Source organism: Xylanimonas ulmi, assembly GCF_004216535.1.
GTDB classification, from domain to species: domain Bacteria; phylum Actinomycetota; class Actinomycetes; order Actinomycetales; family Cellulomonadaceae; genus Xylanimonas; species Xylanimonas ulmi.
The window spans coordinates 1511205-1524677 of record NZ_SGWX01000001.1; the positions used below are offsets into that span (position 1 = coordinate 1511205).

Genomic DNA, 13473 nt, shown 5'->3' on the forward strand with positions numbered 1-13473 from the left:
CGGGTCCGCTCAGTGGAAGTCGCGCGAGCGTGTGGGCACCGGCAGGCGCAGCGGCGCCAGGTGCTCCGCGACGAGGTTGGCGGCGCCGTCGGCCTTCTCCAGTCGGCCGCGCACCACCATGGCCGGGGCGCCGCGCGCCACGGCGCGGAACCTGTGCCACAGGCCCGGGGAGCACACGACGTTGAGCAGTCCCGTCTCGTCCTCGAGCGACAGGAACGTCACTCCGCCCGCGGTGCCCGGGCGCTGCCGGTGCGTGACCACACCTCCCGCGGCCAGGCGGCGGCCGTGCTCGGCGCCGATCACCTCGGCCACCGTGACCACACCGGCCCGGCGCAGATCCTCGCGCACCAGTTCGACGGGCGAGACTCCGGGCGTGACTCCCGTGGCCCACGCGTCGGCGACCACGGTCTCGACCATGGTCATGCCCGGAAGCGTGGGCGCGACCACCCCCACCGAGACGCCCTCCAGCGTGCCCGGCCCCTCCTGGCCGAGCGCGCCCGCGGCCCACAGCGCCTCGCGCCTGCTCACCCCCAGGCAGTCGGTGGCCCCCGCGGTGGCCAGGGCCTCCAGCTGCGCCGTCGTCAGGTCCACGCGGCGCACCAGGTCGCGCAGGTCGCGGAACGGGCCGCGCGCGTCGCGCTCGGCGACGATCGCCTCGGCCACGTCCTGACCGACGCCGCGCACCTGGGCCAGGCCTTGGCGGACGGCGAGCGAGAGGTCGGGGTCGGGGCCGAACTCGGGCGATGGGGAGCGCGGCAGCGGCGTCACGACGGTCTCGACAGGCTCGACCGGCGCGGCGGGCTCGACCGGCGCGGCGGACTCGACCGGCGCGGCGGGCAGGCGCTCGACGCCCGCGAGCGCCCGCGACGCGTTGAGGTCGGGGCGCAGCACCGCGATCCCGTGGCGGCTGGCGTCGGCCGCGAGCGTCTGCGGGGAGTAGAAGCCCATGGGCTGCGCGGCCAGCAGTCCCGCGTAGAACGCGGCCGGGTGGTGCACCTTGAGCCAGCTCGACGCGTAGACCAGATAGGCGAACGAGTAGGCGTGCGACTCGGGGAAGCCGAAGTCGGCGAACGCCTTGAGCTTGTCGTAGATCTGCTCCTGGACGTCGGGCGGGACGCCGTTGCGCGTCATCCCCTCCATCAGCCGCCCGCGCAGCGCCTCCATCCTCTCGACCGAGCGTTTGGAGCCCATCGCGCGCCGCAGCCGGTCGGACTCGGCGGGCGTGAACCCGGCGACGTCGATCGCCATCTGCATGAGCTGCTCCTGGAACAGGGGGACGCCGAGCGTGCGATGGAGCGACCTCTCCAGCAGCCGATGCGGGTAGGTGACCTTCTGGCGCCCGTTGCGACGCTCGATGAAGGGGTGGACGCTGCCGCCCTGGATCGGGCCGGGCCGGATGAGCGCGACCTCGACGACGATGTCGTAGAAGGTGCGCGGCCGCAGGCGCGGCAGCGTGGCCATCTGGGCGCGCGACTCGACCTGGAACACTCCGACGGTGTCGGCGGCGCACAGCAGCTCGTAGACCGCGGGGTCCTCGTCGGGCAGGTGGTGCAGGCTCAGGCTCGGCCCGCCGTCGTCCGCACCGCCGCCGTCCGCACCGCCGCCGCCCGCTCGCTGCGCCTCGACGCTCTCGAACGCGAATCTGATCGCGGTGAGCATGCCCAGGCCCAGCAGGTCGAACTTCACCAGCCCGGCGTCGGCGCAGTCCTCCTTGTCCCACTGCAGCACCGTGCGGCTCTCCATGCGGGCCCACTCGACCGGGCACACCTCGATGACGGGGCGGTCGCACATGACCATGCCGCCCGAGTGGATGCCCAGGTGCCGAGGCAGGCGCAGGAACCGCTCGGCGAGGTCGATGACGTGCTCGGGGATGTCGCCGGTCTCGGCCGACGACGGCGGCTGGTGGGCGGGCACGACGTCGTGGGCGTCGTCGGCGCGGCGGGTGTCGGCCGCGAGCGGGTCGCGCACGGCCCCGAGGCTCGGGGTCCACTCGCGCGGGCGCCACAGGGCGGCGCCCCGGGCCTCCTTGGCGGCGGCCCGCGTCTCGACCGTGGGGGCGACCTTCGGGCGGTCGCGCAGCGAGCCCCACCGCTCGATCGACTTGGACCACGCGTCCTGCTGCCCCACGTCGTACCCGAGCGCGCGGGCGGCGTCACGGACCGCCGAGCGCGGGCGGTAGGAGATGACGTTGGCGACCTGCGCGGCGTGCGTGCGCCCGAACCGGGCGTACACGTGCTGGATGACCTCCTCGCGGCGCACCGACTCGATGTCGACGTCGATGTCGGGCGGGCCGTCGCGCTCGGGCGCCAGGAACCGCTCGAACAGCAGCCCGTGCTTGACGGCGTCGACCGCGGTGATGCCCAGCGCGTAGCAGACCGCGGAGTTGGCGGCGCTCCCCCGGCCCTGCGCCAGGATCCCGTTGACGCGGCAGAACTCGACCAGGTCGTAGACCACGAGGAAGTAGCCCGGAAAGCGCAGGTCCTCGATGACCCGCAGCTCGTGGTCGATCTGGGCCCACGCGCCCGGCACGCGCTCGGCCTCGCGCGGGCCGTAGCGCTCGATCGCCCCGCGGCGCACGAGCTCGCGCAGCCAGGTGGCCTCGTCGTGGCCGTCCGGGACGGGGTACGGCGGCAGGCGGGGGGCCACGAGGCCCAGGTCGAACGCGCACTCGGCGCCGAGGTCCGCGGCCGTGGGCACCGCGCGGGGATGGCGGTGGTGCAGGCGCGCCATCTCCTCGGGCGAGCGCAGGTGGGCCGTGGGCGCGCCGGGCAGCCAGCCGTCCATCGCCTCCAGCGAGCGGGTGGCGCGCACGGCCGCGAGCGCCGCGGCCAGCGTCGCGTCGCGCGGACGCGCGTAGTGGGCGTTGGCGGTGGCGACCAGCGGCAGGCGGGCGTCGTGGGCGAGGTCGGCCAGGGCGTCGTGCAGGTCGGCGTCGCGGGGGTCGCCCGTGGCCGTGATCTCGACGGCGACGTTGTCGCGGCCGAAGACCGCGGTGAGGCGGTCGAGCTCGCGGCGGGCCGCCGCGGGTCCGGCCGCGGCGAGCGCACGGCGGACGGCGCCCTTGCGACAGCCGGTGAGCGCCAGCCACTCGCCATGGGCCTGCTCGCCCAGCCGCTCCAGGTGGTAGGCCGCCTTGCCCTTGACGCCCGCCTCCAGGTGCGCGGTGGCGATCGCGCTCGACAGCCGCCCGTAGCCGTCCGAGCCGCGCGCGAGCACCAGCAGGTGGTCGGCGCGCGGGTCGGGCGTCCCGGTGGGCGGGTCGAGCACGTGCCCGGTCGGCAGGCGCAGCTCGGCGCCGAACACGGTCGCGAGCCCCACACTGGCCGCGGCCTGCGAGTGCCGCACGACGCCGTACAGCCCGTCGTGGTCGGTGATCGCGAGCGCGCTCAACCCCAGACGCGCGGCCTCGGCGGCGAGCTCCTCGGGGTGCGAGGCGCCGTCGAGGAAGCTGAACGCCGAGTGCGCGTGCAGCTCGGCGTATCGGGGGGCTGGATCAGTCATAGACGGCCTCCACCGCCCACCCCTCGCCGCCGGTGGCGAGCAGCAGCCCGCGCCCGTCGCCGAGCGCCACCTGCAGCAGCACGCGCCGCGTGCCGCCGTCCGGCTCCCACCACCGCTCCATGAGCGGCCAGGGCCCGGCCCACCCCACCACCCGCTCCCCGCGGGCGGAAGGGCTCTGCGGCGCGCGGGCGCTGCCATCGCCCTCGCGGGGAGAGATCTCCACCTCCGCGGGCGGGGCGGACAGGCGCAGGCGGGGGGCGAGCCGCACCTCGTGGCCCTCGGCATCCAGGACGCGGGCGCGCGCCGGACGTTCGAGCACGGTGGCCGGCGCCGGAGGCGGGAGGGCGCCCGGCCACGGGAGCGCCGCGTCGCGGGGCGGCACCGCCTGCTCGCCGAACGGGGTCAGGTGCACGCGGTCGCGCGGGTCGCGGCCGCCCTGCACCGCGACCGTGAGCACCGCGTCACCGCCCAGCAGACCCTGCACGCGCCCCAGCGCGCGACGGGCGCGCACGTCGCCGCCGGCGTCGGCGCCCCACAGGCCCGGCTGGTGCGTCCCCGCCGGCACGACCTCCTCCGCCGCGAGCGCCAGGCGCACGATCGGCGCGGGCGGCGCGTCGCCCCCGCCCCGCGAGCGCCCGCCCCGAGCGGACGCGCGCGTCAGCCACCCCTCGAGCTGCCAGCGCACCCGGTCGGTGATGCGCGCGGCGCTCAGCCCGCCGGTCGCCGTGTCGTCCGTGCGCCACACCCGTTCCAGCTCGGCCTCCTCGGTGCGCGCCGTGATGCGCAGGCGCCCGCACGCCAGCCCACGCCGCGACAGCAGCTCGTACAGCTCCTCGGCCAGGCGCCGGGCGGCGAACGCCGCGACGTCGACGCGCAGCGCCGGCGGGTCCAGGTCCGCCCCGACGGCGAGGTCCTCCTCGGGCCGGCGGCGCGCGGGCGGGCGCAGGTCCTCGCCGCGCGCCAGCCGCTGCGCCCAGGCGCCCAGCGCTCCGAACCGTCCGCTCACGCTCGCCGGGGCCAGCGCCGCCAGGTCGCCCAGGGTGCGCACGCCGAGCCGCCACCACAGGTCGACGGCGTCGCGCACCGCCGTGATCCCCCCGGGGTCGGTCACGGCGTGCAGCAGGTCCGCGGTGGGTCGTGGCGCGAGGAACGCCCGCGACTGCCCCGGCGGCACGACGACGTCGCCGCGCGCCGCGAGCACCGCGGCGAGGACGCCGTCGCCCACCCCGACCTGCGCCTCGAACCCGGCCGCGCCCACCGCCTCGACCAACGCGCGCGCCAGCTCCCCCTCCGTGCCGTGGTAGCGCGCCGGGCCGTCGGAGGGCAGGAGCAGGAGTCCTGGCCGCGCCACCTCGACGCCCGCGACCACCGTCTCGGCCGCCACCGCGACCGGCTCGAACTCGCGCACGTCGCGCGCGTCGTCGGCGTCGAGCAGCACCAGCTCCGGGCAGCGCTCGCGCGCGACCCGGCGGCGCATCCCGCGACGCACCCCCGCCGAGCGCGCCACGGCCGACGTCGCCACGACGCCCTGGTGGGCGAGCACCGCGGCGGGCAGGTGCGCGTCGACGCCGGCGGCGCCCATCGCCGCGACGACGGGCCAGTCGGGGACCCACAGCGCGGCGGTGCGGACCGGGCCCGCCGCCGGGCGGCGGCCTCGCGGGGCCGGGGCGGGCGCCGGGGGCGGCTCGGCGGTCATGCGACCACCCGTAGCGTGCCCGCGGGCGGGAGCGCCGACGGCTCCCCGGGGCGCGGGGGCGTGGCGGGCTCTGCCGACTCGGGCGTCGAAGGCCCGGGGCTGGTGGCCTCGGCGGGCCTGGCCGACGGTCGAGGGTCGGCCCGCGGTGGCGGTGTCGCCCCCGTGACGGGAACCTCCACATCCAGGCCGACCGGGCGCGCCGCGGCCCCACGCCCGGTGCGCAGCACGCTCAGGGTCCGCCGCCGCAGCCAGCCCGCGCCGTCGTCGGCCCCCCACCACGCCCCGCCCCGCGCGTCGAGGGTCACGTGCGCGCCGGGCCACGGCGTCGTCGAGGCGAGCAGTGACCCGCGCTCCCGGGCGCGCGCGGCCAGGCGGCGCCTGTCGGCGTCGAGCAGCGTGACGCGCGGCCCCACCACCACGACGTCTACGCCGTCGAGCAGCGCCGCGACCACCGTGGGGGCGTCCGGGCCGGGATCGGGGACCAGGGCGACCCGTTCGAGCGCCAGCCCCGCGTCCGCCGCGGCGAGCATCCCCACCGCCGGCGCTCCGACGAACGCGACCCACGCGCCGTCGCGCGAGGCCGCCGCGAGCAGCCCGAGCAGCAGCGACGTCGACCCCTGGACGGCGAGCGCGCCGCCCGCGGGCAGCGTCCCACCCGGCAGGAGCGCGGCCAACGCTGGCTGCACTGGCCGACCCTTCAGGGTCGGCGCGGGCGAGGTCTTCCCGCGCCGCACAGCCGCGGACCGGGCAGCCGCAGACCGCGCAGCCGCGGACCGGGCCGCCACCGGGTCCACCGCCGATGCGCCCGCCACACGATCCGCACCCGCAGGCGAGACCACCGCAGGCGAGACCACCGCAGGCGAAGGCGCCAGCGGCGACGCCGGTGTCGCGGCGCGCCCGTGCGGCACATGCGACCGGCGCACCCCGGTGCGCTGCTCCGCCGCGGCGAGCGTGGCGAACGCGTGCGCCAGACGGCTCGCGCCGCCCGCGGCTTCCCCGGAGAGGTCATGACCATCGGTGACGACGACGCCCATGGAACCCTCCCCCGCGGGCGGCGCCGGCTCGTTCGAACCGGCCGAACACCCGTTCGAACACATGTTCTAGTCAACGCCTCGGGGGCCCTGCTGTCAACCGCCGCGTCACCGGACGCCGGTCGCCGGTCGCCCACACACACCCACACACCCGGGCCACGCCTTCGCCGTCCTCGCGGCGCGGCCGTCGCCCTCGGGGCGGTCAGCGTCGGCGCCGCGACCAGTCCCCCGCGGTCTTTGCGCCTACAGCACTCCGACCAGCAGGATCACGAGCGCCGGGATGACGACGTAGCACGCGGCGACGTACACGCCGATGACCCAGGTTCGCGCGGAGGCGACCCGCGCCAGCGCCTCGGCGCAGCGCAGGGGCACCGGACGCAGGAGCGGGATCACGTAGATCACGAGCAGCGACAGGAGGTTGAACAGCAGGTGCACGAAGGCCGCCTGCAGGCCGATCCGCGCGTCCTGGCCGATGACCGCGAACGCCGCGAGCACCGTGGTGAAGGTCGTGCCGATATTCGCCCCGACGGTGATCGGGTAGAGCTGCTTGGAGGTGAGGAAGCCGCCCGCGGCGAACGGGATGAGGATCGAGGTGGTGACCGTCGAGGACTGCGTCACAAAGGTCACCCCCGTGCCCGTCACCACGCCGACGGTCGAGTTGCGCCCCGCGGCGCGGGTGAGCAGGTCGCGCGCGCGGCCGACCATGAGCCGCTTGAGCAGCTTGCCGAGGAGCTTGACCGCCGCGAAGATCATGCTCGCGCCGATGACGATCGCCACCAGTGGGCCGAGGAGGGCGTCGAGGTTCGCCGTCGCGCCCGTGATCACGTTGACGACCGGCCGCGTGATGGTCCGCACCAGGTTGAAGCCCGCCGGATCGGGCATCAGCGACGTGCCGTACAGCACGTCGGCCAGCGCGCCGCTGAGCCGCTGCAGCGGCTGGAACGCGAGCTCGATCGGGAAGAACACCAGCAGCGCGAGCCAGTTGTAGAAGTCGTGGATCGAGGAGGCCTCCAGCGCCCTGCGGTACTCGCGGCGGTTGCCGATGTACCCGAGCGCGATCAGCGTGCTCGTCAGCGTGGTGCCGACGTTGGCGCCGAACAGGATGGGCACGGCCGAGGCCAGTGGCAGCGCGCCGGCGCCGACGGCCGTGACCGTGATCGCCGTCGTCGTCGTCGACGACTGGATCAGGACGGTGCTGAGCACGCCGACGAACAGCCCCACCCACGGGTTGGCGGCGAACGCGAACAGGCTCTGCGCGGCGTCGCCGCTCAGCCCCGAGAAGCCGCGTCCGATGACGCTGACGGCGGTGATCAGCAGGTAGATCAGCGCGATGACCCCGACCCAGCCGAGCGCGCGCACCCAGGGCGGGGTGTCCAGGGTCGCCAGACGGACCGCGCCGAGCGCGGCTTGATCCAGTCCGGGTTTGTCCTCGTCCGCAGGCTCGGCCAAGTCCGCGGCCCTCGCTGGCCCCCTGCCCGGCACGACGACGGCTGCCGCATCCACCATGGCTTGAACCTAAGGTTCGCCGTTGCGCGGCGCTGACGCGAGGCGGGCTCGATAGCCGTGCGCTGTCGCAAACGCATGCGCCGCGCGGGCCGGCGCGAGGCTGCGGGGGTGGCGGACGGCGTGCGCCGGGGGGCAGGATGACCGCATGTCACTTGAGCGCCCGTATCCCCCGGACCCGTACTCCCTCCTGCCTCAGGCGCCCACGTTCACTCTGACCAGCCCCGACATCACCGACGGGCAGCGTCTCGACGCGACGTTCTCAGCCGACGGCGAGAACGTCTCACCCGCGCTCGCGTGGTCGGGCTTCCCCGAGGGCACGCAGTCCTTTGTGGTCAACGTCTTCGACCCGGACGCCCCGACGCCGTCGGGCTACTGGCACTGGAGCGTGGTCGATCTGCCCGTGACGACGACGTCGCTGCCGCGCGGCGCCGGCGCCGTCGGCGGCGCGGGGCTGCCCGCCGGCGCCTTCCACGTGCGCAACGACGGCGGCGAGCACGGCTTCATCGGCGCCGCCCCGCCGCCCGGCGACCACGAGCACCGGTACTACTTCGCGGTGCACGCGGTCGACGTCCCCAAGCTCGGGGTGGGGCCAGACGCGTCGAACGCGACGGTCGCGTTCCACCTCGCGTTCCACACGCTGGCGCGCGCCGTCATCGTCGCCTCCTACCAGCGGTGACGCTGCCGAGGCTGGGCGACCTGGCCTGGGCGCCCGCGCTCGACCACCCCGACCTGCTCGCGCCGAACGCCCTGGCCGCACTGCGGTCGTGGGCGGCGCGCGAGGCGGGCGTGGCGGACCAGGTCGCCGTCGCCCCGATCGACCCCGACCACGCGGACACCACGACGCTCAACGACGTCCACGGCCTGCCGCCTGAGGCGAGCGCCAACTGCGTGCTGGTGGCGGGGCGGCGCGGCGACGTCGAGCGCGTTGCCGCGTGCGTCGTGCCCGCCACGACGTTCGCCGACGTCAACGCCCGGGTGCGCAAGTTGCTCGACGTGCGCAAGGCGTCGTTCATGGCGCGCGAGCGCGCGGTGGCCGAGTCGGGGCAGGAGTACGGCGGCATCGGGCCGCTGGGCCTGCCCGCGGGGTGGCGGGTGCTCATCGACGCGCGGTTCGCGCGCCCGGGCGCGCTCGCGTTGCAGGGCTCGGGCGTGCGGCGGTCCAAGGTGCTCATGACCGGCGCGCTGCTGTGCGCGCTGCCGGGCGTCGAGGTGGTCGAGGACCTCGGGATCGAGCGCTGAGGGCGGTCAGATCTCGGCTTTGCCGCGCCGCCAGTAGCCCATGAACGCGACGGCCTGACGGTCGACGCCGCGCTCGGCCACCAGGTGGCGGCGCAGCGCCTTGATGACGCCCGCCTCGCCCGCCAGCCACGCGTACAGGACGGCGTCCTGGGTCAGTGCGTGCCCGTCGTCGTCGATCGGCACCTCCCACAGCACGTCGCGGTCGACGTCGACGTCCTCGAGCGACGTCGACGGCTCCGCCGTCGCGACGGGCCCCGGCGCGCTCGACGGGCGCACCCCCATCGCAAGCAGTCGGTCGGCGGCGGCCTCGACGGCGGGGACCAGCAACCGCCCGTGCTCGGCGCCGTCGCGCCCGAGCCAGCGCACGCGCACCCCGGCGGGCGCCACGAGCGTCCAGCGGTCCTCGGGATGGGGCACCTCGAGGATCACCTCGCCGACGGCGTCGTCGGGCAGCGACTCGCAGATCGCCGCGATGGCGGGCACGGCCGTCTCGTCTCCGGCGATCAGCAGCGCGTGCGAGCGCTCGGGCGGGGCGAAGCCGACCCCGCCGTGCGGGCCGTCGTAGCGCGCGTCGGGGGCGATGATGACCAGCGGCGTGCCGGGACGGGCGCCGTGGGCCCAGCGTGAGGCCGGGCCGGTGTCGCCGTGCAGCACGACGTCGACGTCGACCTCGCCCCGGTCCTGGCGCACCGCGCGCACGGTGTAGGTGCGCAGCGGGTTGCGGCGCTCCTCGGGCAGTTGCCGCCACGAGGTGAACCAGTCGGGGCTCTGCCGGTCGAGGTACTCCCAGCCGCCGCACGGGGCGGGCAGCAACAGCTTGATGCGCTGGTCGCGCCCGTTGTCGGCGACCAGGTGCAGGTCGGGTCCGGTGAACGTGATGCGCACGAAGGAGGGGCACAGGCGCACCACCCGTACGACCTCGACGTCGAACATGCGCCACGGCCGCACCTGGGGCTCGACCACCGTGGGAGTGAGAGTCTCGGTCACGAAGGTCAGCCTAACCTCACCCAGAGGCATCCTCGGGTGTGACGTCCGCCTCGCGGACACCCGCAGCGTCGGTCGCCACCTCCCGCTGCGCGATGCGCCGCAGGGTCGCGAGCACGGGGTCGGTCAGCAGCGTGCCGACGACGACCTGCCGCACGGCGCCCTCCTCGTCGCCCGGCACCGAGGCGAGGTCGGCCAGCGCCACGTCGCGGCTCGCGCGCGCCCAGGCCGTCCACCCGTCCTCCAGGCCCGCGACGCCGGCGCGCTGAGCGTCGCGCAACTGCGCGGCGAGCCGCGCCGCCAACGTCGGGTCGCAGTCCCACCCCAGTTCGGCGAGGCCAGCCGCGACCCGCGCGGGCCACGGGTCCTCGCCGCCGGGGCCCGACGCCGTCGCCTCGGCGCCGAGCATGGCCTCCTGCGCCGCGCCGAGCAGCGCGAGCCGGTCGGCGGGCGGGTTGTCGAGCACGCCGAGCACCCGGCGCACGTCGGCGAGGGCGAGTCCGGCTGTCTGGGTCAGCGCGCGCACGAGTCGCACCCGTTCGACGTGTCCCGCGTCGTAGGCGGCCTGCGTCGCGGCGGTCGGACGCCCGGGTGGCACGAGCCCCTCGCGCAGGTAGTACTTGAGCGTGGCGACGGGCACACCCGTCCGCTCCGACAGGGCCGAGATCCGCACGGACCACCACTCTCCCTCCGACCTCTTGACATTGGAGAGTAGCACTCTCCAATAATGGGGAGCGTCACTATCCAAGATGTTCAGCAGCCTTCGGGGGACGACATGCCGGCACTCACCACACACCAGCACGACGGCGCGCTCGCCGTCTTCCTCATCGGGGCGCGCGTCAACAAGCTCTGGCGCCCCGACGCCTGGATCCCGGCGTTCGCCGCGATGGGTCCCATGCTCCGCGAGCTGTACCGCGACCCCGACTCGGGGTTCCTGGGCGCGCGCACCCTGATCGGCGGCCGCGGCGTCACCGTGGTGCAGTACTGGCGCAGCGTCGAGCACGTGTACCGCTACGCCAACGACGACGCGCGCCGGCACCGCCCCGCATGGCTTGCCTTCTACCGGCGGGCCAAGCGCGTGCCGGGCGCCGTCGGCGTCTGGCACGAGACCTTTCACGTGCCCGACGGCGGCCACGAGACGCTGTACGTCGACATGCCGCCGTTCGGGCTCGCGCGCGCCACGGGCGCCGTGCCCGCCGCACGCCGCGGCCGCACGGCGCGCGAGCGGCTCCAAGGCCGCGCGCGCTGACCGCGACCGCCAAGGCGGGCGGCGAGCCGCGGTCGGCGCCCTCAGACCCGCGTGGCCCAGAACGCGACCGCGGAGGCGGCCGCCACGTTGAGCGAGTCCACGCCCGGCGCCATCGGGATCGTGACGAGGACGTCGGCCGCCGCGATCGCCGCCTCGGTCATGCCGTGCCCCTCGGTGCCCAGCACGAGCGCGAGCCGCTCGGGCGGGTCGGCCGCCAGGGCGTCGAGCGGGACGGCGTCGTCGCTCAGGGCGAGCGCCGCGACGGTGAACCCTGCCTCCTGCAGCTCGCGCAGCCCGCCCGGCCACGTCTCGAACCGGGTCCACGGCACCTGGAACACCGTGCCCATCGACACGCGCACCGAGCGCCGGTACAGCGGGTCGGCGCAACGCGGGGTCACCAGGACGGCGTCGACGCCCAAGGCGGCGGCCGAGCGGAACGCCGCGCCCACGTTGGTGTGGTCGACGACGTCCTCGAGCACCGCCACCCGGCGCGCGCCGGCGCCGCCCCGAGCCGCGGCGAGCAAGTCGTGCACGCTCGCCAGCGCGGGCCGGCGCATCGCAGCGAGCGCGCCGCGGTGCAGGTGGAACCCCGTGATCCTCAGCAGCACGTCCTGGGCGGCGACGAACACGGGCACACCCGGCCAGTCGGCCAACACGTCGCCCATCGAGTCGAGCCACCGCTCGGCCATGAGGAACGAGCGCGGGCGGTGCCCGGCCGCGAGCGCCCGCCGGATCACGGTCGAGGACTCGGCCATGTAGAGCCCCTCGGCGGGCTCGCGCGCGGCGCGGAGCTTGACGTCCTTGAGGTCGGTGTAGTCGGTCAGGCGCGGGTCGGCGGGGTCGTCGATCCGGACGACGTCGGGGGTGCTCACCCGCCGATTCTCCCAGGCCCGCTCAGCGCCCCGGCCCGCTCAACACCGCAGTCCGCTCAACGCTGCGGCGTCAGCGTGACGTCGACCTGCCCGTGCGCGGCGTCGAGCGTGAGGGCGCCCGCGCCGCCTTGCGCGCTGACGCGGTACGCGCCCCGGAACCCGCCGACCTCCACGCGGCCGGCGGCGTCGGTGCGCAGCGTCGTCGGCGCCGTCCACCACTCACCCCTGATGAGCGAGCGCAGGCGCTCGTACGACGGCTTGGGCGCGCCGTCCTCGCGCAGCAGGCCGCCCGGGGCGCCGAGCCACATGCCGCGGTCGCCCAAGCCCCAGTAGGTGATGGCCTCGACCTGCGGGTGGGACACGAGCGTTCGGTACCACTCCTCAAGCTCGTCGGCCTGACGCTCCTCACCCTCGGGCGTGCTGGGCCACGCCGGGACCTGCCAGTCGTTGAGGTCGTCGATGTGCTTGGGCATGGGCTCGCCCGACAGCACCGTGGTCTCGGTCATGTGGATCGGGATGTTGTAGCGCGAGAACCGCTCCAGGATCCGCAGCGTCTTCTCCCGGCCCCAATAGCCCTGGTGCTGGTGCGACTGCAGGCCGAGCCGGTCGATGCGGATGCCCGCCTCGAGCACGGCCTCGATGAGGCACTCGTACGCCGTCGACATGTCGAAGTCGTTGAGCAGCAGGGTCGCGTTCGGGTTGACGGCGCGCGCCTCCTCAAAGGCCATGCGGATCATCTCGACGCGGCCCTTGACGCGGGCCAGCGGCGTGATGCCGTTGGCCTCCGCGTCGAAGACCGGCATGATGACGACCTCGTTGATGGCGTCCCACAGGTCGATGACGCCGGCGAAGTCGGCCGTGTCGCGGCGGATGCGCGCGCGCTGCAGCCGCTCGACCTCATCGACGCCCTTGCCGAGCAGCCACTCCGGCTGCACGGTGTGCCACACGAGCGGGTGGCCCTTGACGACGGCGCCGCGGTCGGCGAACCACCGCGCCGCCGTGAGCAGCTCCTGCGTGCGCGGCTGGCCCTCGACCGGCTCGAAGCGACCCCAGTAGAACGGCAGCGTCACCTGGTTGAACAGGCCGAACCAGTGCTCGGCGAAGGACTCGTCGTACGAGTCGGTGGCCTCACCCGCCGCGAGGCGGTTGGCGTGGTCGACCAGCTCGAAGCCGATGTTGCCGAACAGCAGCTCGTGGTCGGTCTGCTCGACGACGACGTCGGCGTCCGCGAGCGGCGCCCCGTCGGCGCCGCGCACGGTCACGGTGGCGGCCGCGCGGCGGTGGGCCAGGCCCGGGTCGACGGCGTAGCGGACGGGCGGCGTGAAGAGGGACGTCGTTGCGCTCACGAGACGCAGCCTGCCATGGACCGACGGGGCGCGCGAATCGATTCGACGC

General features: G+C 75.5%; 11 protein-coding genes. 3 read left to right on the forward strand and 8 right to left on the reverse strand.

Annotated features, from left to right (window positions below):
• Nucleotides 1–9 precede the first annotated feature (9 nt).
• From EV386_RS06970 to EV386_RS06985, 4 genes are all read right to left on the reverse strand, one after another.
• Nucleotides 10–3501 carry an error-prone DNA polymerase gene (locus EV386_RS06970; protein WP_130413579.1) on the reverse strand — a complete coding sequence of 1164 codons (3492 nt, stop codon included), beginning with the start codon at nt 3499–3501 and terminating at the stop codon, nt 10–12.
• Nucleotides 3494–5197: a DNA polymerase Y family protein gene (locus EV386_RS06975; RefSeq protein WP_130413581.1), complete on the reverse strand. Its 1704-nt coding sequence runs from the start codon at nt 5195–5197 to the stop codon at nt 3494–3496. Before EV386_RS06975 ends, EV386_RS06970 begins: the two co-directional genes overlap by 8 nt.
• Nucleotides 5194–5883: a hypothetical protein gene (locus EV386_RS06980; protein ID WP_242607862.1), complete on the reverse strand. Its 690-nt coding sequence runs from the start codon at nt 5881–5883 to the stop codon at nt 5194–5196. Before EV386_RS06980 ends, EV386_RS06975 begins: the two co-directional genes overlap by 4 nt.
• 588 nt (nt 5884–6471) lie before the next feature.
• The gene (locus EV386_RS06985) at nt 6472–7734 is read right to left on the reverse strand and encodes a Na/Pi symporter (protein ID WP_130413583.1); all 1263 of its coding nucleotides are present in this window, start codon (nt 7732–7734) and stop codon (nt 6472–6474) included.
• Between the two features lie 145 nt (nt 7735–7879).
• Between EV386_RS06985 and EV386_RS06990 the strand changes: the two genes are divergently transcribed.
• Together EV386_RS06990 and EV386_RS06995 are read left to right on the forward strand one after the other, a co-directional pair.
• Nucleotides 7880–8410, forward strand: coding sequence for a YbhB/YbcL family Raf kinase inhibitor-like protein (locus EV386_RS06990; RefSeq protein ID WP_130413585.1), 531 nt, complete (start codon nt 7880–7882; stop codon nt 8408–8410).
• Nucleotides 8407–8973: a YbaK/EbsC family protein gene (locus tag EV386_RS06995; RefSeq protein ID WP_130413587.1), complete on the forward strand. Its 567-nt coding sequence runs from the start codon at nt 8407–8409 to the stop codon at nt 8971–8973. The genes EV386_RS06990 and EV386_RS06995 overlap by 4 nt, the downstream gene beginning before the upstream one ends.
• A gap of 6 nt (nt 8974–8979) precedes the next feature.
• Here the strand turns inward: EV386_RS06995 and EV386_RS07000 are convergent, their stop codons facing one another.
• Entirely contained in the window at nt 8980–9960 is a 981-nt protein-coding gene (locus EV386_RS07000) for a siderophore-interacting protein (RefSeq protein WP_423218962.1), read from the reverse strand.
• A gap of 16 nt (nt 9961–9976) precedes the next feature.
• Nucleotides 9977–10675: a MerR family transcriptional regulator gene (locus EV386_RS07005; RefSeq protein ID WP_242607863.1), complete on the reverse strand. Its 699-nt coding sequence runs from the start codon at nt 10673–10675 to the stop codon at nt 9977–9979.
• A 57-nt stretch (nt 10676–10732) separates the two neighbouring features.
• On the opposite strand from EV386_RS07005, the gene EV386_RS07010 reads away from it, so the two are divergent.
• Entirely contained in the window at nt 10733–11206 is a 474-nt protein-coding gene (locus tag EV386_RS07010) for a DUF4188 domain-containing protein (protein ID WP_130413591.1), read from the forward strand.
• Nucleotides 11207–11247: 41 nt separating this feature from the next.
• On the opposite strand, the gene EV386_RS07015 is transcribed toward EV386_RS07010, so the two are convergent.
• Nucleotides 11248–12078 carry a TrmH family RNA methyltransferase gene (locus EV386_RS07015; RefSeq protein ID WP_130413593.1) on the reverse strand — a complete coding sequence of 277 codons (831 nt, stop codon included), beginning with the start codon at nt 12076–12078 and terminating at the stop codon, nt 11248–11250.
• 56 nt (nt 12079–12134) lie between these two features.
• Complete coding sequence (locus tag EV386_RS07020; protein WP_130413595.1) at nt 12135–13424, reverse strand: endo-1,4-beta-xylanase; 1290 nt, start codon at nt 13422–13424, stop codon at nt 12135–12137.
• Nucleotides 13425–13473: the final 49 nt, after the last annotated feature.